We start from the raw sequence: 22,776 nt of genomic DNA on the forward strand, positions 1-22,776 counted from the left end.
CCCTGGTCATGATCGATGAGTGCCGGCCGCTGGTCAGGGGTTCTCGACGGCCGGCTTCTCGCTCGGGTCGCCAGGCTTCCCGCCCGGGTCGCCAGGCTTGCCGCTCGGTTCGGGCTTCCCGCCCGGGTCGCGGCCGGGCTTGCCGTTCGCGTCGCCGGGCTTGCCGATCGGCTTCTTGTCCTGCGTGTCGTCCGGCTTCTGCTGCACCTGGTCCGCGGGCGGGGCCGTGACCGTCACCGGGGTGCCGAAGTCGCCGAAGTTCAGGACATCACGCTGGCCGTCGTCACTGAAGGTGACCTCCAGACGCCGGACCCGTCCCTGATCGTCCACGTCCACGGCGCCCGTGACATCCAGCGGCTCGGCCTTGGAGCCGTGGGTGCCCGGCCAGTTCTCGTCCTTGAGCGAGAACGTGAACCGCTGACCGGTCCAGCCTGCGCCGGAGGCCGGGCCGCCCTCACGGACGTCGGTGGCCGAACGGAGTTTCTGCAGGGCGGCCTGTGGGTCCTGGGGGGCGAGCTTGACCAGCGCGATGGCCGCCGGCGCGTCCTTGACCACCGCCTGGCTGCGCGGGTAGGCCGTCCATTTCGCCGCGCCCTGCTCCCGTATGTACATCAGGTCGCCGATGAAGAGGGTGTCGGTCCCGCCTCCGTGGCCGGTGATGGTGCCGACGCGCTGGACGGGGTCGAAGGCGCCGTCGAACGTCCTGACGCCGGCGTCGACGTGGATGCGGTAACTCTCCCCGGTGGTGTTCTCGACGGCGGCGGCCACCTGGGCCTGCGCCGAGGGCTGGCTCCCGGGCAGGAGCACCAGCACGGTCGCCCCCGCCGCGGCGACGACGCCCACCGTAGTGATCACCGGCACCAGGGATCGGGTGCGCTCGGGCCTTCGGGTCACCCTCGGCATGAGATCGATGCCGGCGGGCCGGTCTTCGGTGGCTCTGACGAGCAAAGTGCGGAGTTCATTCTCGTTCATGGACGGCTCCTCGTGTCGGTCTCTCACCGGACCCCACTCCCTTCCTGCTCGGATCGGTTGACAACGGTGTCGGGCGAGATCAGCCGCCGCATCGCCTGAAGACCGCGATGGGTGTGGGACTTGACCGTCCCCGCCGAGCAGCCCATCAGATCGGCGACCTCCGCTTCGGGCAGGTCGGCGAAGAAGCGCAGCACCAAGGCCGTGCGCTGCCTGACCGGCAGCCGCGCCAGCGCGTTGCGAACGTCCTCGGCGACGGCCCGGGCGTCTCCCAGGTCACCGGGACCGGGGAGTTCGGGCAGCTCGGCGCGCGGGATCTCACGACGCCACCGGGCACGCCACCAGGACCGGTAGGTGTTGACCAGGATGCGGCGCAGGTAGGCGTCGGGCTCACTGGTGGTGTCCAGCCGGTTCCACACCCGGTGTAACTTGCCGAGGCTGGACTGCACCAGATCTTCGGCCGTGTGCCAATCGCCGGTGAGCAGGACCGCCGTTCTCAGATGATGGTCTCCCCGGTGCCGTACGAAATCCGCGAAGTCGGCATCCACCCGGTCTCCTCTCGTCGCTGAAAGCCACCCCTGACACTCCCTGGGTCCCATCCCAGGTTGACCGGAAGCGCCCGGAATCTCCGTGAAGTTCCAGCGCGTGAGCGAGCATCGGAGGGCCTGCCGACAGACGGATGAGCGGACGGGAACGGCACGAACGCCGCGACGGCGGAGGCGTGGGGCGCCGCCTATCGGGGAGCTTCGCCCGCCCGGCCGACGCCCTTGTGCACGCGGATGGTGCGGTCGAGGAGGTCGCGCAGCGCGCACTCGACGCCGGCCGCGGCAGCGCGGTCACCGTCCCCCGCCGGACAGGACGTCCGGCGGGGCGGCGGCCCGCACTGCCTCGGGGGGTCAGCCGTTCGCCGGGGGGAGCGCGTTCGCTCCGCCCACGAGCGGCAGCATGACCGTGCTCCTGGCCGTGTCGAGGTCCAGCCTCGCGCCGGGTGCGGGCCGGATGGTGTAGTCGTAGTCGCTCGACAGCAGCACGACGCCGATCTGGTGGCCCGCGGGGAACACGTAGTCATGCGGCTGCATGTCGAAGTCGAGACCGTAGGGGCTGCCGGGCTTGATCGGCGTGCTCTTCCAGATCGACCTGCGGTTCTGCGGGTCCGTCCAGCCGCGGGTGACGATCTTCGCCTTGCCGTTCTGGTCGTAGTCGACGAGCAGCGCCGTGACGTTCGCCGCCGGTTGGCCGAAGGAGATCCGCAGCGACACCCGGGGCGTCCCGCTGAGCCTGGCCGCACCGATCAGCGCCGCCGACCTGTAGGCCAGGCGGTTGGGAGAGGTGATCGCGCCGGCGAGCGTCTCGGCCGTCTGCGAGACGTCGTCGACGATGGTCTCGGTCACCGGCCTGCCGTGGCGGGGCCTGCCGGGGGTGAGGACGCCCGCCGCACCGTTCGCGCCGGGGGTCAGGTTGAGCTCGGTGTCCGCCTCGGCCGGGTCGGGCCACTCGGGGTAGGTCACAAGGCTCTTGTCCTCGCGCTGGATCAGAGCCCGCGGGTCGTTCTCCACGCCGTTCCTGTAGTCCCACAGGTAGCGGGTGAACCAGCGGTTGAGGACGTCGACGCTGGGGGAGCCGCCGTGCCCGCCCTGATGCAGGTAGATCTTGTGCGGCACCCCGCGCGCCTTCAGCGCCTCGTACCACTGCGCCGCCTGCTTGGTCTTGACGTTCCAGTCGTTGAGCCCGTGCGCGACCAGCACCGCGGCGTGGACCTTGCGGACGTCGTTCATGTAGTTGCGCTCGTCCCAGAAGGCGCTGTAGTCGCCGGTGACCCGGTCCTGCGCCTTCTCGAGCCCTTCGATGACGCCGCGGCAGATCTGCCTGTCGGCGCGGGTGTACACGTACTCCGCGAGCACGTCGGCGTCCTCGCCCTGGTAGCCGCCGGCCGCGACGATGGCGCCGTTGGCGCGGTAATAGTCGTACCAGCTCGAGATCGCCGAAATCGGCACGATGGCCTCGAGGCCCGCGACGCCCGTGCTCGCGACCGCGTTGGGCAGGGTGCCGTTGTAGGAGGTGCCGATCATGCCGACCTTGCCGGTCGTCCAGGTGGCCCTGACCTCCGCGCCGGTGGCGTCATAGGCCTTCGCGCGGCCGTTCAGCCAGTCGACGACGGACTTCGCGCCGAGGGTCTCGTTGCGCCCGCCGGTCGTCGGGCAGCCGTCGGACCCGCCGCTGCCCAGCGACTCGGCGTGGACCACCGCGAAGCCGCGGGGCAGCCAGTTGGCCTCGTGGCTGGTGCTGATGGCGGGCTGCGGGCCGGTGCCCGTGATCTTGGCGTCGGAGCCGGCGCCGTCGGCGGCCGCGGCGGTGAGCCGCTCGTCGGTCGCCGGGTCGCGCACCGGGCCGCCGCGGTTCAGCCAGCCCCTGCCCGGGCGGCGCGGCTGGTAGAGCTCGTGGTCGACGTCGTGGTTCGCGACGTCGTTGCCCCCGGCGTAGTAAGGGCTGGCCTCGTACACGACGGGCGACTTCAGGCCCGCCGTCTCGGTCTCCCGCAGCCGCGTGACCTCGGCGTGGACCCGGTCGTTCCGCCCGTCGCGGTCGCTGTCGACCGAGGTCTCGACCCACACTTCCTGGCGGATCCAGTCGGCCCGGTTCGACGAGAACACCGGCTGGGCCAGGCCGTCCTGGAACACCGGCCCGACGGGAGCGGCCGCGATGGCGGGAGCCGGGGTGGCGGCGAGCCCCGTGAGGGCGGTGGCGACAGCGAGGCCCAGCGCCGCGGCGCTGCGACGTGCTGACCCGGGACGGCGGACGGCAGGCGGAGCCGCGTGGCCCCTCGCCTGGCGCGGCATGGACATCGGCGAATTCCCCCAACGATCGGTGCCCGAGGCCGCGAAACGGCCGCGAGCGAAGGTAAAGGGACCGTCAAGGCGGGCCCGCTCGATGTTATGAGGCAAAGGCGCTAAATGTCACTAGATGGGTGATAGTCCTCTATCGCGGTGTTTGCGAAGAATGTCGAAGTGGGTGGGCCGCTCGAGGCCGCCATGACGTGCCGAGAGGTGAACGCCGGCCACCGATGACGGAGACGTTCTGTGCGGAAGCGGACCGTAGGAGTGGACTTCGCCGCTGCTCGAACAGGGACGGTCACCCGGTGAAAGCGGTGTCCCCGAGGATTCTCTGAGCTCAGAACGAGGTGCCGAAGCCGCCTGAGTGGCCCCCGGAGTCAAAGCCGCCTGAGTGGCCCCCGGAGTCGAAACCGCCAGGGGGAAGCCCATCCGCGTAGTTGCCGGACGGCCCGTAGTAGTTGCCGGACGGCCCGTAGGAGTGCGGTGACGCCTTCCGCTCGTGGCAGGGTTGCGGCGGATGCGCGACGATCGACTGCCCCGTGAGCGCCTGCCACGCATCCTCCTCAGAGCCGCCCTCCTGCCACTCTTCCAGCACCTCCGAGGTTTCCCAGTCCCAAAGGACGATGGTCGGCGGATGGTGGGCGCGTTCCTCGGCGAGCGCGGCCTGGATCCGGTCCAGGGTGACCCCGGCTTCTTCTCTTATCAGGCTTCGGTCCTCGATCCCGAATATGGTGTCACAGAGCAGTTGAATCTCGAAGTACCGTCTTCCGTCTTCCTCTGTCACCGTGTAAGCCCATAGGGGCGCGTCGGACTCACATGCCATCGCCATCAGCCGCTCCGCGATGTAGTGCGACCATCCGGGCGATGGCGATTGCTCCGCCAGTGCCCGCTCGGTGCCATTCTCCCAGGAGATCAAGGTCTGGCGATGAAGGGAGAGTTCTTCGGCGACCGCGGACAGGATCTGCTCCAGAGTGAGGCCGGTCCTCACCCTCGCGGATTCTGGGGAAGGCGTCTCGGCGGGTTCGAGGGTCTGCAAGAAGATGCTCAGGATTCGGCTGGTGCCCTCATGTATGAAGTATCCCCATGCCGGCTCGTTGAGCCCGCCGGCCAGCACTGTGGCTCTTCCTTGTCGCTCCTGCGCCTCTCGCGCCTGTTCGGCCTCGATGTGCGCGGGCAGATCGCTCACCTGTGCACGAAAGTCCAGGCAGGCGCCGTGCAGATCGTCGTGGACGCGCTGCGTGCTGATTTCGTAGGCGGCGGCCAGCCGCTTCTCGCGAAACCTCCAAAGAACCCGATGGCCCCATCGGGGAGGAGGGGTCAGGGATTTCAGAGCCTGACCCAGTTCGGAGTTCGCGGTCTCAATGGCCAACCGCATCGCCCTCGTGGCGGCCGACCAGCGGGCCGCGTCCGCGGCCGAGGCGCGTAAACGATACGTGGGTGGGCGGCCCGTCGCGAGATCGACGACACAGTAGAGACGCCGGATCTCATCGACCTCATCCCAGAAATCCGCTCTCGCGCGGGCGATCGTGTAGTACCAGATCGATGCGCGGTCGAACGGGGGGAGATGATCGATGTCGATCCACACTTCTCCATCGTCGGTGTTCATGAAAGGACCTGTTCTCATTCGCGGGGCGACCGAGGCGCGCGGGGAGCGGAGTCCGGCGTGGGAGCGGCCGGCGCGACGGCGATGCTCCCGCTCGTACCCCCAGCATGGACTCTGATCATCGCGCGCGGAACATGCCGGGCGGCCACCTTTGACTGCTCGTTCACACGGTCGCGTGCACTCGTCCCGCCAGAGCACCCCGGGCGGGAGGTCGCAGAAGCATCACTCATCTTCCGCTCGGGGATGGAACTCCCGGTAGGCCCCGTGCGTTGGTCAAGGCAGCGTGCCCTGGTGGATCGATGATCTCCGTTGGCTTCCGTCGGGCTCCCGATCGGAGGGCGAGAGGTCGATGATTTCCGAGCAGAGCGTTCCGTCACCGCAAGGCGAGCCGCACCGTGTGGGGGTCGTGGCCTCGGCCGAGCGTCTGCGTTATCCTCCCGGATCTCTGGTGCTGCTCGCCGGGCTGCCCGGCGCGGGCAAGAGCACCTTGCTCGCACGCCTGTACGGTCTGGACGGCGCCGAGACCGGGCCGCTGCCGGCGGGCGACGTGCGGGTGATCGACTCCCGCCAGTCGCGCAACTGGTGGGCGCGTTTCCTCGGCCCGGTTCCCCCTCGGATGCGCACCCCGCTCGTGCACGCGACCCATGTGCTGCGCATCGCGCGCGCGGTGTCGCGCGGCCACGCGGTCGTCGCGCACACCAGGGGCACCTGGCCGCACATCCTGCACGGGTTCGCCTGGCTCGCCCGGCGACAGGGCGCCGCGACACATATGATCTTGCTCGACATCTCGCCTCATGCGGCCCGTGCCGGGCAGTACGCGCGCGGGCGGGTCGTCACCGCCTCCACCTTCGCCCGGCACTGCCGCCGCTGGGGAGATCTGGTCGACCGCGCCCGCGCCGGCGGCCTGCCGCCGGCCGCGACCGTCACCGTGCTGGACCGCGACGCCGCCGACCGGCTCCGCGAGATCCGCTTCGACGCCGGGCCCGCCCGCGCGGGCGACGCACGCTGAGCCGCGTCCGTCACCGGCGTCGTGCCGCCGGCCGGGTCAGTCGTTCACGGCCGGGCGCTTGAGCCGCTCGGCGACCGTCCGCAGAAGCTGATCGGACAACCGCGGGTCGGCGACCGCGCGGGACATCAGCAACGCCCCGACCATCGCGCTGAGAGTGAGGATGGCGTCGGCGTGCGCCTCATCGGGGTCATCGCCGTCGCCCGTCTCGCCGATGAGCGCCAGATAGCTCCGTACCTGCGTTTCGTACGCCTCCTTCACCTCGGCGGCGCCGCGGCCCGCCGCAGCGCCGAGCGTCACCAGGGCGCAGCCTGTTCCGGGAGCGTCGCGATGGCGGGTGCTGAGGTAGGAGTCGATCAGTCCTGTGCGGGGCTCCTCGCGGTTCTGCCGAGCGGCCTCCGCCATCTTGGTCTCACCGTCGGCCAGCGCCAGCGCCGCGGCCTGGTTCATCAGGTCGTCGCGTGAGGCGAAGTGCTTGTAGAACCCGCCGTGGGTGAGACCCGCCTCTTTCATCAGGTCGGCGACGCCCGGGCGGGTCATGCCCTCCTCGCGGACACGCCGGGCGGTGATCCGCAGGACTCGTTCACGCGACTCCGCCTTGGCCGCCCGAGAGTGACCCATCTCCTGACCTCCTGATACGCGACAGGCTCCGCCGGCCATATGTGGATGATGGTCATCATACACACGTCCTTCGCAAGGGCGCGTCCGGCTTGACATCCCAGGATGATACGCATAATCCTGAATGTGGATGACGAACATAATCCATGCTCGGGAAGTGACTCGCACCATGACTCAGATCTACGACCCCGGCCGCACCGCGGTCCTGCTCGTCGACCCCTACAACGACTTCCTGTCCGAGGGAGGCAAGCTCTGGCCCCGGCTCGAGGGCGTGGCCACCGAAGTCGGCCTGCTGGACAACCTGCGCGCCGTCGTCACCGCGGGCCGCCGGGCCGGCCTGCGCGTCGTCTTCGTTCCCCACCGTCGCTGGCAGGAGGGCGACTACGAGGGCTGGGACCACCCCAACCCGACCCAGCGCGCCATCCAGGAGCGCCACACCTTCGCGCTCGGCACCTGGGGAGGGGAGTTCCACCCCGACTTCCAGCCCGCCGCGGGCGACGTGGTCGCCCGCGAGCACTGGGCGCAGAGCGGTTTCGCCGGCACCGACCTGGACCACCAGCTCAGGCAGCACGGCATCGGCCACGTCATCGTCATCGGCCTGCTCGCCAACACCTGCATCGAATCCACCGGCCGCTACGCCATGGAACTCGGGTACCACGTCACCCTCGTCCGCGACGCCACCGCGGCCTTCACGCCCGAAATGATGCACGCCGCCCACGAACTCAACGGCCCCACCTACGCCCACACCATCACCACCACCGCGGAACTCCGCCGGACGCTCGAGAACGGAGAGCAGTGAGATGCCCCTGACCGGAGACCTGCTGATCGGCGCGTCGGCGGTGGCGGCGTCCGATGGCACGATGAAGGCGCTCAACCCCGCGACGGGCGAGCGGATCGAGCCCGGCTTCGCGCTCGGCGGCCCGGCCGAGGTCGACCGTGCCGCACGACTGGCCGACGAGGCGTTCGACGGCTACAACCGCACCGGGCCCGAGGAACGCGCCGCCTTTCTCGAACTGATCGCCGACCGGCTGGAGGGGATCAACCAGGAACTGGCCGAGCGGGCGGCGCTGGAGACCGGCCTGCCGGTCGCCCAGCTCGAGGCCGAGGCCGCCAAGGCGGCCGTCCAGTTCCGGCAGTTCGCCGAGGTGGTCCGTCAGGGCCGCTTCCGCCAGGCCACCCTCGACCCGGCGCTGCCGGAGCGGCGGCCGCGGCCGCGCATGGACCACCGCATGCAGAAGATCGCGATCGGCCCGGTCGCCGTCTTCGGCGCGAGCAACTTCCCCATCTCCTACTCCGTGGCCGGAGGCGACACCGCCGCCGCGCTGGCGGCGGGCTGCCCGGTCGTCCTCAAGGCCCACAACGCCCACCCGGGCGCGTCGGAGCTGGAGGGACGCGCCATCCAGAGCGCGGTCGCCGACTCAGGACTGCACGAGGGCGTGTTCTCCCTGGTGCGCGGAGCGGGCGACGAGATCGGCGCGGCCCTGGTGGACCACCCGCTGATCAAGGCGGTGGCGTTCACCGGCTCCGAGGGCGGCGGCATGGCGCTGTACCGCCGGGCCCAACTGCGCCCCGACCCGATCCCGGTCTTCGCCGAGATGACCAGCGTCAACCCGACCTTCGTCCTGCCCGCGGCGCTGGCGGCGCGCGGCGGCGAGATCGGCGACGGTTTCGCCGAGCGCATGCTCGTCAACGTCGGCCAGGCCTGCCTGAAGCCGGCCATCCTGCTCGCCGTCGACGGCCCGGGCTACGCCGAGATGCGCGACGCGGCCGCCGCTCGCGTGAGCGCGATGGGTGCGCGCCCCATGCTGACCCCCGGCATCCACGACGCCTACGTCCGAGGCGCACAGCGGCTGCGCGACTCCGGCGCCACGCTCCTCGCCGAGGGCCCGGAACCCGAAGGGACCTGGGACGGCCGCGCGCGGCTGCTCGAGGTCGGCGGTGACCGGTTCCTCGCCGGCCCCGCGCTCGCCGAGGAGGTCTTCGGGCCTGCCGCGCTCCTGGTCCGCGTGACCGGCGTCGACCAGCTCATGGAGGTGGCCCGGAGCTTCCGCGGCCAGCTGTCGGCGACGATGCACCTCGACGAGCCCGACCACGCCGACGCGGCGCGGCTGCTGCCGATCCTGGAGCGGCGCACCGGCCGCATCGTGGTCAACGCCTTCGCCCATCCGCAGGAGGTCGGCCACGCCACCGTCCACGGTGGGCCGTTCCCGGCCACCACGGACAGCCGCTTCACCTCGGTCGGCATGAGCTCCATCGACCGGTTCCTGCGACCCGTCACCTACCAGGGCTTCCCGGACGCGCTGCTGCCCGGCGCGCTGGCGGCAGGCAACCCCCTGGGATTGTGGCGGCTGGTCGACGGGCACCTCACCCGCGACTGAGGACGGCCGCCGCCCGGCGGCCGTCCTCAGTGCACGGCGGGGATCGAACCGCCGTCGATGACGTACTCGGCGCCGGTGATCCAGGACGCGCGGTCGGAGGCCAGGAAGGCGACCAGCTCCGCGACCTCCTCGGGGCGTCCCGGCCGGCCCATCGGGATGCCGCCCAGCGATCGCATGATCTCGGCGCGGGCCGACGCGAGGTCGCCTCCGGTGGCGGCCATGATGGACTCCATCAGGTGCCGGGCGCCGTCGGACTCCACGAATCCCGGCAGGACGGCGTTGACACGGACGCCGTGCGGCGCCAGTTCGGCGGCCAGGCCCTTGCTGTAGCCGGTCAGCGCGGCCTTGGCCGTGGCGTAGGGCAGGGGAGCGGTGGTCGGCATGATGCGCGCGATCGAGGTGACGTGCACGATGGCGCCGGAGCCCTGCTCGACCAGCGACGGGATGAAGGCCCGGTCAAGGCGCACGGGAGCGAGCAGGTTCAGCTCGATGGTGCCGAGCCAGTCGGCGTCGCGGACGGACGCGGCCGGGCCGGGCTCGCCGACGTGGCCGCCGACGTTGTGGACGACGATGTCGATGCCGCCGAACCGGGCGAGCACCTGGTCGGCCACCTGCTCGGCGCCGCCGGCGGTGCCGGCGTCGGCCCTGACGAACAGCTCGGCCGGAGTGCCGGCGGCGGAGCGGGCGGTGGTGGCCACCCGGGCGCCGAGGGCGGACAGGTGGGCGACGATCGCGGCGCCGATGCCCTTGGTGCCGCCGGTGACCAGGGCGCGCTTGCCCCGCAGGGAATCGGTGAGTGGTGTGACCATGGTGTCCTCGGAATCGCGGCCAGAGGGGGGTGCTACATTCGATATATAACGACTGTAGCACCCCCTGCCGGGCGGCCGGGACGCGCGGCTCAGGTCAGGCGCCGCAGCCACTCTTTGAGCATGAGCTTCTCTGTGGGGGTCATCGAGGCGGCGCCGTCCTCGTCGAGCGCCGCGGACAGGGCGGAGGCGAGCGCGGCCAGGCGGGGCCCCGGCTCGCCGTCGTCGGCCTCGGCGGTGATGAGCGAGCCGAGGATCATGTCACGCACCTGCCGGGACATCGCGAGGTCTCGCTCGCCCTCGGGCTGGGCGATGAGGCTGAGGGTGACGCCGGCGTTGGCGGCGGCGATCTGCCGGGCCGCGTCCGCCGGGCCGGTTCTCAGCCGCCCCTGGCGTGCGACCGCGGTGAGCAGGTCCAGCAGCATGGCCTCGGCGCTGGAGGTCAGCGTGCAGGGCGTGCCGGGCTCGATCTGCCCGTAGAGCAGGACGTAGAAGGAGGGGTGCTCCAGCCCGTACTGGACGTGCCTGTCCCAGCCCTCGCGGATGGCCGAGACCGGGTCGGCCGGGCCGTCCGCGCCGCCGGGCGCCTGGACGTACTGGGTGAACCCGTAGTTCACCACGGCGTCGATCAGGCCCTGCTTGCTGCCGAAGTGGTGGTAGAGCGTGGGCGCCTGCACGCCGGCGCGCTCGCAGATGGCGCGGGTCGAGACCTGCCTGTCCTTGGACTCGTTCAGCAACTGGCCGGCGGCGAGCAGCAGCCGGTCGCGTGCGCTCGCGCCCACCTTGCTTCGGGCGTCGGTACGAGAAGCCATATACCGATTGTAGCGCCACGGCCGCCACCGGACCGGCGTGGCTCCGGGAGGCCGCCCATCCGTCGTTCCGTCGCGCGAGGAGTGCTATATTCGTTATGTATCCAATGTAGCAGCCGTTTGAGGAGGCATGCGATGGACGTGATCGAGCGCTACTTCCAGGTCGCGCAGAGGCAGGACCACGAGGGAGTGGCGGCCTGCTTCAGCGAGGACGGCGTCGTCGTCGACGAGGGGCGCGCCTACCGCGGCAGGCCGGAGATCCAGGGCTGGCGCGAGGCGACGGCGGGCACGTGGACCTACACGGTGACCGTTCTCGACACCGAACACCTCGGCGGGCAGGAGTACAAGGCGCACACCCTCGTGCGGGGCGACTTCCCCGGCGGGGAGGTGAAGCTGACCTTCCGCTTCACGCTCAGGGACGGGCTCATCGCCCGGCTGCACATCGGCGAGCAGCCCTGACCGAAGGAGCCGCGAGATCGCCCCACCGAACGGGCCCGGCCCCTTCCGCGCGTTCAGGGCAGGAAGGGCGCCGCGGACACCAGCAGTGTGAGTGCGAGCATCGCCAGCGCGATCCGCACGCGCGGGCGGCGTCGCCCGTCGGTGCCCTTCATGGCGGCCGCCGCGGCCGCCGTGGTCAGCGCGGCCAGCGCGGTGGCGATCGTGAGCAGCAGGCCGCGGCCACTCGCGTCCTCCGAGATCCCGACCTGCCGGCGCTGTTCCTCGCCCATCCGCTTCCAGTCCGCCTCGCCGGACCGCAGAGCGGCGGCGATGACCGGGTCGACGCCGCCGGCGGCGGTGGGAAGCCGCCCCATCACGTCGGCGACGCGCTCCAGGCGTGAGACGATGCCGCGCTCGGCCGTCGCGAGTGCGGCCTGCCTTCCGGCCTCCTTGGGCTCGACGGCGTTGAGCGACGCGAGTTCCCTCGCGTCCGCCTTGATGCTCTCCCGCAGGACCGTCAGCCTGCTGGTCGTGGTGAACGCCGTGCGCTGGCCGCTGACGATGATGCTCGCCGCCAGGCGGGTGGCCTGCCGCGCGGCGGCGGCCTGGGCCTGCTGCTCCTCGCCGGCGGCGATCAGCTGCGCCGACGGCAGGATGACGAGCGACGCCCACGCCAGCACCGCCACCGCGGCCGCGGTCCGGCGGCCGGCGGGCTCCAGCAGCGGCTGCGGGAACAGGTCGGTCGCGCTCTCCGCGCTTCGCGGGACGTCCAGGCGACGGTGCCGGGTGAACGCGCTCAGCAGCGCCAGCAGGCCGAGCACGACGCCCGCGAGCGCGAAGCCGCGGCCACGGCCGGCGAACCGGTCGGCTCGCGCGCGGGGGACGTCCGGGTCGAGGTCGCGCAGAGCCGGGTGCGCGGCGCGGACGTTCGCGAGCCTGCGAGGCAGGTCGTACCCGCCGTCGTCCAGCGCGTAGAGGGTGGTGGTGAGGTTGTCCGGCCCCAGCCGGCTCGCCGCCCCACGCAGGGCGAACGCGCTGTCGGCGGCGATCGCGTGTTCCGCCCACGCCGAGCCGCCGCGCGCCATCGCCGGGACCAGGCCCGCCGCCCTCGCCTCCAGCGCGGCCAGTTGGAAGGCCTGCGGCGCCTCATCGCCGTAGACGGTGCGCGCGTCCTCCTCGGCGGCGCCCATCCGCGCCGTCTCCTGCCGGGCGGACTCCTGCCAGAGCCCGCCGGCCTCGCTGAAGCTCCACGCCGCGAGCCCCGTGGTCACCGCGAGGGCGGCGACCACGGCGAGCTGGATGTAGCTGCGGAGGGTGAGGCGGCCGCGGACCGTCGGCCGGTGCCGGCGGAGCGTCCGCGCTCCGCCGTGCCGCCCCCGCCCATGGCCGGCGACCCCCCGCAGCGCCGCCTCGGACGCTCCAGAAGGCTTCCGGGCCCGCTCTTCCCGGGCGGGACCCGGGAGCTCCGAGGCCGGCGCTTCCTGCTGCGGAGCCGCGGCCTGTGCGGTGGGTGCTTCCCGCGGCGGGGCGGCCGTGTGCTGGACGGGTGCCTCCTCGGCCGGAGGCGGCGGGGCCGGCGCTTCCGCTATTGGTCGCGCGGGGAGCGGCGGATCCGGCTCCGGTGCTCGGCCCTCCTGGACGCGCACCCCTGTCTCCGGCGGTGCCGCCGCCTCCCCGTCCCCGTCCCTGTTCTCGTGCCCGTTTTCGTTTTTGTCGTCGTTTTCGTTCTTTGCGGGTTTTTCGTCTGGGACGTCGGCGCCTGTCACCGCTGCCTCGTGAAGGTCAGCTTCAGCCCGGTCGGGTCGACGAGGCGCAGGGTCGTACGGCTGAGCCGCATCGTGTAGCGGAGCGGTGTCAGCGGCTCCTTGCGGTTGGTGTAGTTCTCGTGCGGCGAGTTGGGATCCCGGCGGGTCGAGGTCACCTTGCTCGGCGTCAGGGTCAGCCGGTTTCCCCGGACGCGCGCCTTGCCCTCGGAGTAGCGGAAGAACTCGACCGTGCCGGCGGCGGTGGGATAGCTCAGCAGCCATGCCTGCCGGTAACGCCCGCTGCGGCCGAAACCGAAGGCGAGGGTCGCGTCACCGCTCGCGGCCTCCCATTTGCCCACCAGGCCCTTGGGAATGCGCGGCTTGGCCGCGCCGCGCGCGACCGTCGCCTCGCCGGAGGAGGGGCGCGACCAGGCATCCGGGGCGCGCGACCAGGCGGCGGGGGCGACGCCCACCTGCGCGTTCTCCGCCTCGCGGGCTGCCCCGCCGGCGGTGTCGCCCGCGACGGCGGACGCGCTCCCGCAACCGACAACCGTCGAAATAGCGACAAACAGCGCCAGTAGTGGATGAATCATGAATTGTCTTATATTTGGGCCTAATTCGACCACCTTGCGGGTCGTTCTCATCGCCATGTCCCCTTTTCTGGATTCTTGCGCGGTTCTTCGTGCGCATCGCTCCGCATATGACGTGGATGATGATGAATACAGAATGCGCCACGCCGAATACCTCGTCCAGGGGAATATCGCTTCAGGTCTCACCATCGCCGTCCCGCACGGAATCCGATGGCGATGACCGCCGAACGCGCACCGGCCCGTCGCGATCGCGACGGGCCGGTGACCTGACAGGAGCGGGTGGCGCCTACCGAGCGGCCTTGTCGGGGCGCTCGGTGATGCGGATGGCGTTGACGATGGGGTCGCCGGTCCGCGCGCAGAACTTCACGTTCAGCCGGCCGTCGGTGACCTTCACCGTGTACTGGCGGTTGAGCGCGGTGTTCTGGCCGGCCAGGCGGGCGACGTCGAGCGCCTGTGCCAGGAGCACGTCCTCGGCGCGGACGTCGAAGACCCGCTTGCCCGCGTGCTTGCCGCGGGTCTCGGCGAAGCCCAGCTCGACGGTGTAGACGCCGTCGGGCACGTTGTCGAACCGGTACTCGCGCATGCCCTCGCGGGCGCTGCTGAACAGCGCCTGCTCGGTGGTGCCGGCGATCGTCTTGCCGGTGGTGCTCTCATGGCCGCCGCCCACATGGCCGTAGCCGCCGCGGGAGTACTCACGGTCGGCCACCCAGGTGTCACCCGCGGCGTCGACCACCTTCTTGCCGCCACCGGCCTCGATGGCGACCTGGAGCTTCGGCACCACGACCGACACCAAGACCGGGAAGGCCGGGTTGCGGCCGCTCGCCGAGCGCACGACCAGCGTGCCGGTGCGGACGGTGCCGGGCTTGACGCCCACGCTGGACGCGGTGACCCGCAACGTGACGGACCTGCCCGCCTCGATGCGCCCGCCGGCCGGGGTGACGCTCAGCCAGGTCTGCGCCGGGTCGCTCTCGATCGTGTACGTCGTGCCGGCCCCCAGGTTGGACAGCTCGAAGGCGCCCTTCCTGGTGGCGCCGGCGGGCATCACCAGGGTGACCTGGCCCGTCGACGCGGTCACCCGGCCGGTCGCCAGGGCGGTGTCGAGCCGGTTGCGCGTGCCGGCCGTGACGGTGACCTCCTTGGCGAGGGTGCCGTAGTTCTCCGCCGAGACCTCCACGTGGTGGTCGCCGGCCGGGACCTCCCCGAGGAAGGCGCCGTCGGCTCCGGTGGTGAAGGAGGCCGCGTCGCCCACCTTGACCGTCGCGCCCGCCAGGGGCTCGCCGTCGTTGGCGTCGGTGACGGTGCCGGTCACGAGCCCGTGCGCCCGGGCGGCGAAGGTCAGGCTCTGGCTGTCGCGGAGGGCGGGGATGTCCGAGGAGTACTGGAACGCGTCGGTGCCGTCCCCGTTCTCGATGCCGACCGTGGCCTTCTCGCCGGCCGCGTAGGTGCTGTCGATCCCGCGGTAGCGGAACCCGACGGAGCCGTCCTCGCCGAGCAGCGCCTCGAACGAGATGAGCGCGTCGACGCCGTAGAACCGCGCCTTGCGCCATTCGACGACGAAGGTGCGGTTCGGCGCGGTGCCGATGGTGGCCGTGTAGAGCCCGGCCCCCTCGTCGAAGATGCCGAGGTCGGTCCAGTACGGGTAGATGGCCGGGTGCGGCCCGTCGCCGGAGGGCAGGGATTCGTGGGTCGGGAAGGCGTAGTGGTCGCCCCCGAAGGACATGAACCCGTTCGTGCTGACGATGCCGCTGGTGTAGGTCTTGCCGTAGAACGGGAAGGCGAACGGCAGCGCGAGCGTCTGGGTCTCGTCGTCCCAGGCGAGCGGCTCCAGGTGGGTGCCCTCGACGTAGGCCTCGGAACCGCTCCTGCAGGTGTGGCCGAAGGCGTCGATGTGGCTGTTCAGCTCGACGTCCTCGGTCATGTCACCGGTCACCGTGACGGGCACGGTGGTCTTCTCGGCGCAGAGCGAGGTGGCGGTGACCTGCAGGTCGTAGGTCTTGTGCGGCAGCCGCAGCTCATAGCGGCCGTTCGCGTCGGTGACCGTGGCGGCCGGGGTGCCGGCCGCGGCCACGGTGGCGCCCGCCTCGGGAAGGCCCACGCTGGTGACCGTGCCCGACACGGTGCTCATGTCCTGGGCCGTCAGCGACAGGTCCGTGGTCACGGTCCGGTCGGTGGAGACGGTGACGGTCACCGTGGCGTCGTCGTAGGTGAACTTCCTCACGGTGAGCCGGTACTCGCCGCTGAGCAGGCGGGGCAGCGTGTACGTCCCGTCCTGCGCGGTGGGGACCGAGCGGTTCAGCGGCCCGGAGACGCTCACGGTCGCGCCGGCCACGGGGGAGCCGCCGGAGGTGACCGTGCCGGTCAGCGCGCCGAGCTCGCCGGCAGGGGTGGCCTTGACCGCCGCGTAGGCGTCGAGCCTGCCCTCGCCGAAGACGAAGTTGTCCTGCGCGGTGCCGCCGCAGCCCTGGTCGTCCACGTCGGCCGCGGTTCCGTCGAGCAGCGCGCGCGTGGCCTCGATGTCGCCCCGCAGGAAGGGGGACGCCGACCACATCAGCGCCACCGTCGCGGCGACGTGCGGGCTGGCCATCGAGGTGCCGGACTTCAGGCCGTAGCCGTCGCCCGGCAGCGCGGAGCGGATGTCGACGCCGGGCGCGGCGATGTTCGGCTTGATCTCGCCGTTCTCGCCGGGGCCCCGGGAGGAGAAGTAGGCGATGTTGCCGCTTGCGTCGAAGGCGCCGGCGCTGTAGCTGGCGACGTAGCCGCCGGGTGTGCCGGTGGTGCCGCACGACGGGCCCGCGTTGCCGTTGGAGAACGCGGGGAAGATGCCGGCGGCGACCCACGCCTCCACCATGCTCGTGTACCAGAGGTCGATGCCCTCGCCGCCCCAGGAGTTGTTGACGACGTCGGGGGCGAGGTCGGGCCGCGGGTTCTGGTTGTTCAGGTCGGTGGGCGCGAGGATCCACTGCCCGGCCGCGAGCAGCGTGTAGTCGGGGCACCCGCCGACGAGGAGGCACGCCTTCGCGGCGATCCACTTGGCGCCGGGGGCGACGCCGATGGTGTTGGCCCCGCCGTCACCGCCGACCATGGTGCCCACGGTGTGGGTGCCGTGGCCGCGGTCGTCACATGGGGCCTTGGCCGGGCACGCGCCGGAGGGGTCGAACCAGTTGTAGTCGTGGTCGGCGGTGCCGTCGGGCTTGGTGCCGCGGTACTGGGAGACGAGCGCGGGGTGGTCCCACTGCACGCCGGTGTCGATGCTGGCGATGGTGATGCCCTCGCCGTGGTCGCCGAGCTCGTCCCACACCTTGGGAGCGTTGACGCGGTCGACGTTCCACTCGACGGAGGCGGCCGTGGCCTTGGCCGTGCCCGGCTCCGGGTCGGGCAACGCGACGACCTTGGACGGCTCGATCGCCGTCACCTCGGGAAGCTCGGCGATCTCGGCCGCCAGCTTCGCGTCACCGGTCACCTTGACCGTGTTGACGATCCAGAAGGGGGTGAAGTCGGCGTGCGCGGCCTTGAGGAGCTTGCGCAGCCCGGCCTGGGAGGCGGTGGCGGTCTCCGTCTTCAGCCGGTAGACCTGCTTGCCCTTGTCGGCCTTGGTCTTGGCGGCGCGCGCGGCGCGCAGGTCGGCGCCGTCCTTCAGGCGCACCCAGAAGGTGGCCTTGTCGTCCTTGGACAGGTCGGCCCGGACCGCACGATCGATCTTGTCGGACGCGGGTGCGGCCTGCGCGGCGCCGTAGGCCACGCTCTGGGGGGCCAGCAGGGCGAGTGCGGTTGTCCCGATCAGGGCCGCTCGCCAGAGGCGGGGGATGGACACACGATCTCCTTCACGGGCGGTGGGGCACCCGTGCGGGGTAGCAAAAGGGGCAATAGGGGATCTTGCGGACCCACGGGGAGCATCGTGGAGGGATCTTGGCTTTATTGGCAAGAGTTGGACAAAGCGTGTTTACCAGGATTTAGCGTGCGTATCGGGACGATGGCCGATAGCCCGGTGGGCACACGCGAGGCGGACGGCCGATGAGCTGCGACGACATCCGCGGCTGCGAAGGATGTCGGCCTGGCCGCGCGCGGGCCTCCGCGGGCATGACGTATTCCCGCCATTGACCGAAACGGACATCCCGGCGCCCTGAACCGGCCGGCGCGACGAGCCCGCGCGTGAGGGCCGGAGGTCCCGCCGTCGCGGGCGCCGGCCGCGTGCCCGATAGTCTCGCGGGGTGACCGGTGGTTCCCGTCCTCGCCGTACCTCGCAGCGCGCCGACGCGCGGCGGCCCTGCCCGTGCGGCCTGCCCGCCGTCTACGACGAGTGCTGCGGCCGGTTCCACGCCGGCCGGGCCGCGCCGACGGCCGAGGCGCTCATGCGCTCGCGTTTCACGGCGTTCGCCGTCGAGGACGAGGCCTACCTGCTGCGCACCTGGCATCCCACCACCCGGCCGGCGCGCGTCGAGTTCGAGCGGGGCATGCGGTGGACCGGCCTTGAGGTCGAGGAGGTCTCCGGCGGCAGCCTCGTCCACACCGAGGGCACCGTCACCTTCCGTGCCCGCTACACCTTCCGGGGCAGGCCCGGCGAACTCCGCGAGAAGAGCCGCTTCACCCGCGACCAGGGAGCCTGGACCTACCTCGACGCCGTCCACGCCGGCTGACGGCTCGCGCCGCCCGGCCTGCCCGCCCTCGGCCGCGGCGAAGGCCGCGCGCGGCCCGCCCTCGGCCCTGGACGCCGATCAGTCGTGGTCGCCGGTGCAGCGGATCTCGGCGCCGGTGGTGGCCTTTCGCAGGATGGCGTAGAGGTTCTCGCGTTCTTCCGGGCCGAGCGCGCCGAGGACCTCGTTCTCCGAGAGGGCGAGCGCGCACTCGGCCCTGGTGAGGACCTCGACGCCGGTGGGGGTCAGCTCGACGATGTGCCGGCGCCGATCTTGGGGGGAGCGCCGCCTGGCGATGAGCTCGTGCGCCTCGAGCTCGTTGAGCAGCCCGACGACGTTCGTCCCGTCCATCTCGAGCATGACGGACAGCGCCTGCTGTGAGCAGTCGCCCTGGGCGCGCAGCACCGTCAGCGCCACCAGATGGCGTGGACGCAGGCCGAGGGGAGCCAGGGCCGTCTCCGAGCGCAGCCGCATGCGGCGCGCCAGGTGGTCGAGCAGCGGCCCCAGTCGATGCGTCGACTCCTCGACTACCGGCTCGGAGGTCATGGACAGGATTCTAGTCCACTTGACGAACTGTCGATGTCGCGCTAATCCTTTGTCCTACGCAAACTATTTGTGGAGGCAAAGCCATGGCTCATCTATTGCACCTCGACGCCAGCATCCAGGGCGAGCGCTCCGTCAGCCGCAAGCTCACCGCGCGGGCCGTCGCCGGGTGGCGTGCCGCGCATCCGGGCGGGACCGTCACCTACCGCGACCTCGGCCGCCATCCGGTGCCGCACCTGGACGAGGCGGGTGGCACGGCGCGGCTGCTGCCGCCCGGCCAGCACACCCCGGCGCAGGCCGCCTCGTGGGCGCTGACGCAGCAGCTGGTCAAGGAGGTGAGGGACGCCGACACGATCGTGCTCGGGCTCCCGCTGTACAACTACGGCGTGCCGAGCTCCGTCAAGGCGTGGGTCGACCACCTGATCGCCCCCGGGCTCTCGATCGACAGCGCCACGGGAGACGGCCTGCTCGGCGGCACGGACTTCGTCGTCATCGCCTCCCGCGGCGGCGGCTACGGGGAGGGCACGCCCCGCGAAGGCTGGGACCACGCGCAGCCCTGGCTTCCGCACGGCGTCTCGCTCACAGGACTCGCGCCGCGGTTCATCACCGTCGAGCTCACCCTCGCGGAGGTGCAGCCGGCGATGGCCGAGCTGATCCCGCTGGCGGCCGAGAGCCTCGCCACGGCCGAGCAGGCCATCGACGGCCTCTGGACGCCGGCCCACGCCATGGCGTGACGAGCTCGCGGCCGCGCGCCGGTGTTCAGGCGCCTCCGCGGAGGTAGCCGAGCTGGGGGAGCTCGTGCTCGTATCGCTCCAGCAGCCGTGCGGCGAGCGCCACGGAGTCGACGAGCGGGTGGACGGCGAAGGCGCGCAGCGCGGCCCGGCGCGACCCGGTGGCGGCCGCCTCGATGACCGCGCGTTCGGCCGCCTTGACGCTGGTGACCAGGCCCTGGGCGTGGCCGGGGAGCGGGTCCACCGCCAGCGGGCGGGCGCCGTTGGCGTCCACGAAGCAGGGCACCTCGACCACGGCGTCGTCGTCAAGGGCGCCGATGGCGCCGCGGTTGCGGACGTTGAGGATGAGCGTCGTGCGCTCGTCCAGCGCGATCGCCCGCATGAGCGCGAGGGCGACCCGGTCGTAGCCGCCGGACTCAAGGTCGCTGGACGCCCGCTCGCCGGCGCCGGCCGCCTCGCGGTTCTCGGCCATGTAGGTGGTCTCGCGCTCAAGCCGGGTGCTCTCCCACAGGGCCAGCGCGGAGCCGCCGGTCTCGAGGGCCGGCGCGGAGCCGCCGGTCTCGCCGTAGAAGCGCCGCTGCTGGTCGATGAGCAGGGCCCCGCGCGTGCGCCCGGCGGCGCGCGCGGCCTCCACGGCCTCGCGGGTGAAGTAGTAGTAGTGCAGGTACTCGTTGGGGATGGCGCCGATCGTGCGCAGCCACTCGCCGCCGAACAGCTTGCCCTCCTCGAAGGAGGTCACGGCCTCGTCGTCGGCGAGCAGTCCGGGCAGCAGGTCGCGGCCGCCCACGCGCACGGCGCGCAGCCAGCCCAGGTGGTTCAGGCCGGCGTAGTCGAGCCGGACGGCGGCCGGGTCCACCCCGAGCGCGTGCGCCACACGGCGGCCCAGCCCGACCGGCGAGTCGCAGATGCCGATGACGCGGTCGCCGAGGTGACGGGACATCGCCTCGGTGACCGTGCCGGCCGGGTTGGTGAAGTTGATGACCCAGGCGTCCGGCGCGAGGGCGGCCACCCTGCGGGCGATGTGGTCCGCCACCGGCAGCGTGCGCAGGCCGTAGGCGATGCCGCCTGCCCCCACCGTCTCCTGGCCGAGCACGCCTTCGCCGAGGGCGACCCTTTCGTCCACGGCGCGCCCTTCCAGCCCGCCGACGCGGATCGCGGAGAACACGAAGTCGGCGCCGGTGATCGCCTCGTCGAGGTCGGCGGTGACCTCGACCCGCGGGGCGCCGGGGACGCCCTGCCCCTGCTCGGCGAGCACGCGGCCGATCGCCGCGACGCGGGCGGCGTCCAGGTCGTGCAGGGTGACGTGCGTCACCCGGCCCTCCCCCTGATCCTGCATCAGCGCCCGGTAGACCAGCGGGACCCTGAAGCCTCCGCCGCCGAGAATGGTCAGCCTCATGTCTCGATCACCCCTGTCCCGGCTTCGCGCGGCGCGGCGCCGCTCATCGGATCCATGATCCCGCGTGCGCGACCGTCGCGACCCGGCCGCATCCCCTCACTATTCTTATGGCGGTGGTGAACGGCGAGGAGGTCGGCCTGTGACGGTCAAGGTGGCGGTGGCCGGGCTCGGCGCCATCGCGCAGACCGCGCACCTGCCGCTGCTCGAGCGGCGCGGCGACCTGTTCGAGGTGGTGGCGCTCTGCGACATCTCGCCCTCGCTGACCCGGCGCATGGCCGACCGGTACGGAGTCGCCCGGCGCTACACCGACGTGACGAAGATGCTCGACGCCGGCGGCTTCGACGCCCTGGTGGTGCTGACCTCCGGCTCCCACGGGCACGTGGTCGCGGACGCGCTGCGCCGCGGTCTCGCCGTCCTGTGCGAGAAGCCGCTCGCCTACACCCGGGCCGAGATCGACGAGATCGCCGCGCTGGAGGACCCCGAGCGGCCCCGGGTGATGGTCGGGTACATGAAGCAGTACGACCCCGCCGTCCAGCGGATGGCGGGCCGGCTCACCGGTGTGCGCGCCATCCAGGTGACCGTGCTGCACCCCAGCGACGGCTCGCAGCTCGCCTTCGCCCGGCTGCCCGCGCCGCCCGCCGACGTGCCCGCAGAGGTGGCCGACCGGCTGCGCGCGCAGCACGACGAACTGGTCCGCGCCGCGATCGGGGACGCGCAGCCCGAGGCGCGGTGGCTCTACATGACCATCCTCAACAGCATCTGCCACGACCTGTCGCTGCTGCGGCTGCTCGCGGGCGGGCCCGGCGGCGTCGACCACGTGACGACCTGGCCGGGGGCGGGCGGGCGCTCGGTCGAGCTGTCGGGGCCGTTGCGGGCCGGGGGCCGGTACGCCGTCCACTGGCATTACCTGGAGGACTACCCCGGCTACCGGGAGACCGTGGCCGTGCACCACGCCGCGGGCTCGTTCGAGGTGGTCTTCCCGACGCCGTACCTGCTGGGCGCCGCCGCCCGGCTCACCGACGTGAGCGCCGAGGGACGCCTTTCCTTCCAGGACGTCACCCCGTCCTTCGAACGTGAGCTCGTCGCCTTCCACGAGATGGTCACCCTCGGCGCCCCGCCCCTCACCGGAGTGCTGGGCGCCCTCGACGACGTCATGACCGCCCAGCAGGCGGTGAACAGGCTGCTCACCCGCGACGGCCTGGCCCCCGGCGGCGAGGTCCGCGCCGAGGCGGAGGTCGTCTAGCCCGGCGGCGCCCGGTCGTCCGCGAGGCCGGCGGACGGCGGACGGGCCGGGCCGGGCCGAGCGGATCACGAGCTCGCACCGACGGGTCCATCGGCGCGTGGCCGTCAGGTCCGGTTGGCATCATCGAGGCATGAGACGTAGTGGCAGGCGGCCGCCGTGGCTCTGGAGGGCGGGCGGATCGGCGCTGCCGCTCGTCGCGGCGATCCCCGTGCTGCTCGCCTCCCGGTCGAAGACGTCGATCCTCTCGGCGCGGTCATCGGGCGCCGGGGTCCGGTCCGGCTGCCGTGGCGCCTCGGGCGTTTCCTCCACTGGGCTTACGACGCGGGCTTGATGCGCGTCGCGGGGATCGCCTACCAGTTCCGGCATCGTGAGCTGCATGACCACCTCTCGGACGCCCGGCCCCCGGGGTGGTCCCCGTCCGGAGAGCGCCGGCAACGAG

20 protein-coding genes are annotated in these 22,776 nt (G+C 72.0%); 7 read left to right on the forward strand and 13 right to left on the reverse strand.

Annotation, left to right across the window (positions count from 1 at the left end; all coding sequences use genetic code 11):
- Positions 1-33: 33 nt before the first annotated feature.
- The 4 genes from ACFO60_RS06515 to ACFO60_RS06530 form a co-directional block, all read right to left on the reverse strand.
- Positions 34-972, reverse strand: a complete 939-nt coding sequence (locus ACFO60_RS06515; protein ID WP_380838223.1) for a hypothetical protein — start codon at positions 970-972, stop codon at positions 34-36.
- Between the two features lie 23 nt (positions 973-995).
- Entirely contained in the window at positions 996-1,517 is a 522-nt protein-coding gene (locus tag ACFO60_RS06520) for a SigE family RNA polymerase sigma factor (protein ID WP_380838224.1), read from the reverse strand.
- Positions 1,518-1,865: 348 nt separating this feature from the next.
- Entirely contained in the window at positions 1,866-3,812 is a 1,947-nt protein-coding gene (locus ACFO60_RS06525; RefSeq protein WP_380838226.1) for a Xaa-Pro dipeptidyl-peptidase, read from the reverse strand.
- A 325-nt stretch (positions 3,813-4,137) separates the two neighbouring features.
- Positions 4,138-5,406: a hypothetical protein gene (locus ACFO60_RS06530; RefSeq protein ID WP_380838227.1), complete on the reverse strand. Its 1,269-nt coding sequence runs from the start codon at positions 5,404-5,406 to the stop codon at positions 4,138-4,140.
- 394 nt (positions 5,407-5,800) lie between these two features.
- On the opposite strand from ACFO60_RS06530, the gene ACFO60_RS06535 reads away from it, so the two are divergent.
- Entirely contained in the window at positions 5,801-6,412 is a 612-nt protein-coding gene (locus ACFO60_RS06535) for an AAA family ATPase (protein WP_380838228.1), read from the forward strand.
- 36 nt (positions 6,413-6,448) lie between these two features.
- On the opposite strand, the gene ACFO60_RS06540 is transcribed toward ACFO60_RS06535, so the two are convergent.
- Positions 6,449-7,030 carry a TetR/AcrR family transcriptional regulator gene (locus ACFO60_RS06540; protein ID WP_380838230.1) on the reverse strand — a complete coding sequence of 194 codons (582 nt, stop codon included), beginning with the start codon at positions 7,028-7,030 and terminating at the stop codon, positions 6,449-6,451.
- Positions 7,031-7,184: 154 nt separating this feature from the next.
- Here ACFO60_RS06540 and ACFO60_RS06545 point away from each other — a divergent pair, with 154 nt between their 5' ends.
- Complete coding sequence (locus tag ACFO60_RS06545) at positions 7,185-7,826, forward strand: cysteine hydrolase family protein (RefSeq protein ID WP_380838232.1); 642 nt, start codon at positions 7,185-7,187, stop codon at positions 7,824-7,826.
- A 1-nt stretch (position 7,827) separates the two neighbouring features.
- Positions 7,828-9,405 (forward strand): aldehyde dehydrogenase (NADP(+)), encoded by a 1,578-nt coding sequence (locus tag ACFO60_RS06550; protein WP_380838234.1) that lies wholly within the window; start codon positions 7,828-7,830, stop codon positions 9,403-9,405.
- A 26-nt stretch (positions 9,406-9,431) separates the two neighbouring features.
- Here the strand turns inward: ACFO60_RS06550 and ACFO60_RS06555 are convergent, their stop codons facing one another.
- Both ACFO60_RS06555 and ACFO60_RS06560 read right to left on the reverse strand, forming a co-directional pair.
- On the reverse strand, positions 9,432-10,214 hold the full coding sequence (locus ACFO60_RS06555; protein WP_380838236.1) for an SDR family oxidoreductase: 783 nt from the start codon (positions 10,212-10,214) through the stop codon (positions 9,432-9,434).
- A gap of 89 nt (positions 10,215-10,303) precedes the next feature.
- Positions 10,304-11,023: a TetR/AcrR family transcriptional regulator gene (locus ACFO60_RS06560; RefSeq protein ID WP_380838238.1), complete on the reverse strand. Its 720-nt coding sequence runs from the start codon at positions 11,021-11,023 to the stop codon at positions 10,304-10,306.
- A gap of 132 nt (positions 11,024-11,155) precedes the next feature.
- Between ACFO60_RS06560 and ACFO60_RS06565 the strand changes: the two genes are divergently transcribed.
- A complete protein-coding gene (locus ACFO60_RS06565; RefSeq protein WP_380838240.1) occupies positions 11,156-11,479 on the forward strand; it encodes a nuclear transport factor 2 family protein in 324 nt (107 codons plus the stop codon).
- 53 nt (positions 11,480-11,532) lie between these two features.
- Here ACFO60_RS06565 and ACFO60_RS06570 read toward each other — a convergent pair whose 3' ends face one another.
- The 3 genes from ACFO60_RS06570 to ACFO60_RS06580 all read right to left on the reverse strand — a co-directional run bounded on the left by ACFO60_RS06570 (position 11,533) and on the right by ACFO60_RS06580 (position 17,604).
- Positions 11,533-12,747 (reverse strand): hypothetical protein, encoded by a 1,215-nt coding sequence (locus ACFO60_RS06570; RefSeq protein ID WP_380838242.1) that lies wholly within the window; start codon positions 12,745-12,747, stop codon positions 11,533-11,535.
- A gap of 473 nt (positions 12,748-13,220) precedes the next feature.
- Positions 13,221-13,796, reverse strand: coding sequence for a hypothetical protein (locus ACFO60_RS06575; RefSeq protein WP_380838244.1), 576 nt, complete (start codon positions 13,794-13,796; stop codon positions 13,221-13,223).
- Positions 13,797-14,079: 283 nt separating this feature from the next.
- Entirely contained in the window at positions 14,080-17,604 is a 3,525-nt protein-coding gene (locus ACFO60_RS06580) for a S8 family serine peptidase (protein ID WP_380838246.1), read from the reverse strand.
- A 397-nt stretch (positions 17,605-18,001) separates the two neighbouring features.
- Here ACFO60_RS06580 and ACFO60_RS06585 point away from each other — a divergent pair, with 397 nt between their 5' ends.
- The gene (locus tag ACFO60_RS06585) at positions 18,002-18,427 is read left to right on the forward strand and encodes a YchJ family protein (protein ID WP_380838248.1); all 426 of its coding nucleotides are present in this window, start codon (positions 18,002-18,004) and stop codon (positions 18,425-18,427) included.
- 78 nt (positions 18,428-18,505) lie between these two features.
- Here ACFO60_RS06585 and ACFO60_RS06590 read toward each other — a convergent pair whose 3' ends face one another.
- A complete protein-coding gene (locus tag ACFO60_RS06590) occupies positions 18,506-18,970 on the reverse strand; it encodes a MarR family winged helix-turn-helix transcriptional regulator (protein WP_380838250.1) in 465 nt (154 codons plus the stop codon).
- 83 nt (positions 18,971-19,053) lie between these two features.
- Here ACFO60_RS06590 and ACFO60_RS06595 point away from each other — a divergent pair, with 83 nt between their 5' ends.
- Positions 19,054-19,701 carry an FMN-dependent NADH-azoreductase gene (locus tag ACFO60_RS06595; protein WP_380838252.1) on the forward strand — a complete coding sequence of 216 codons (648 nt, stop codon included), beginning with the start codon at positions 19,054-19,056 and terminating at the stop codon, positions 19,699-19,701.
- 25 nt (positions 19,702-19,726) lie between these two features.
- Here ACFO60_RS06595 and ACFO60_RS06600 read toward each other — a convergent pair whose 3' ends face one another.
- Positions 19,727-21,094, reverse strand: a complete 1,368-nt coding sequence (locus ACFO60_RS06600) for a 6-phospho-beta-glucosidase (protein WP_380838253.1) — start codon at positions 21,092-21,094, stop codon at positions 19,727-19,729.
- Between the two features lie 139 nt (positions 21,095-21,233).
- Here ACFO60_RS06600 and ACFO60_RS06605 point away from each other — a divergent pair, with 139 nt between their 5' ends.
- Entirely contained in the window at positions 21,234-22,337 is a 1,104-nt protein-coding gene (locus ACFO60_RS06605) for a Gfo/Idh/MocA family protein (RefSeq protein ID WP_380838255.1), read from the forward strand.
- Between the two features lie 120 nt (positions 22,338-22,457).
- Here ACFO60_RS06605 and ACFO60_RS06610 read toward each other — a convergent pair whose 3' ends face one another.
- Positions 22,458-22,715 (reverse strand): hypothetical protein, encoded by a 258-nt coding sequence (locus ACFO60_RS06610; protein ID WP_380838256.1) that lies wholly within the window; start codon positions 22,713-22,715, stop codon positions 22,458-22,460.
- Positions 22,716-22,776: the final 61 nt, after the last annotated feature.

This window comes from Sphaerisporangium dianthi, from assembly GCF_042654065.1.
GTDB lineage: Bacteria > Actinomycetota > Actinomycetes > Streptosporangiales > Streptosporangiaceae > Sphaerisporangium > Sphaerisporangium dianthi.

Bases quoted from the DNA above. Each gene is read 5' to 3' on its own strand.
- ACFO60_RS06565 (WP_380838240.1), top strand. From the start codon at position 11,156: ATGGACGTGATCGAGCGCTACTTCCAGGTCGCGCAGAGGCAGGACCAC.
- ACFO60_RS06600 (WP_380838253.1), bottom strand. From the start codon at position 21,094: ATGAGGCTGACCATTCTCGGCGGCGGAGGCTTCAGGGTCCCGCTGGTC.
- ACFO60_RS06595 (WP_380838252.1), top strand. From the start codon at position 19,054: ATGGCTCATCTATTGCACCTCGACGCCAGCATCCAGGGCGAGCGCTCC.
- ACFO60_RS06610 (WP_380838256.1), bottom strand. From the start codon at position 22,715: ATGCAGCTCACGATGCCGGAACTGGTAGGCGATCCCCGCGACGCGCAT.
- ACFO60_RS06575 (WP_380838244.1), bottom strand. From the start codon at position 13,796: ATGATTCATCCACTACTGGCGCTGTTTGTCGCTATTTCGACGGTTGTC.
- ACFO60_RS06515 (WP_380838223.1), bottom strand. From the start codon at position 972: ATGAACGAGAATGAACTCCGCACTTTGCTCGTCAGAGCCACCGAAGAC.
- ACFO60_RS06560 (WP_380838238.1), bottom strand. From the start codon at position 11,023: ATGGCTTCTCGTACCGACGCCCGAAGCAAGGTGGGCGCGAGCGCACGC.
- ACFO60_RS06550 (WP_380838234.1), top strand. From the start codon at position 7,828: ATGCCCCTGACCGGAGACCTGCTGATCGGCGCGTCGGCGGTGGCGGCG.
- ACFO60_RS06590 (WP_380838250.1), bottom strand. From the start codon at position 18,970: ATGACCTCCGAGCCGGTAGTCGAGGAGTCGACGCATCGACTGGGGCCG.
- ACFO60_RS06530 (WP_380838227.1), bottom strand. From the start codon at position 5,406: ATGAACACCGACGATGGAGAAGTGTGGATCGACATCGATCATCTCCCC.
- ACFO60_RS06540 (WP_380838230.1), bottom strand. From the start codon at position 7,030: ATGGGTCACTCTCGGGCGGCCAAGGCGGAGTCGCGTGAACGAGTCCTG.
- ACFO60_RS06555 (WP_380838236.1), bottom strand. From the start codon at position 10,214: ATGGTCACACCACTCACCGATTCCCTGCGGGGCAAGCGCGCCCTGGTC.
- ACFO60_RS06525 (WP_380838226.1), bottom strand. From the start codon at position 3,812: ATGTCCATGCCGCGCCAGGCGAGGGGCCACGCGGCTCCGCCTGCCGTC.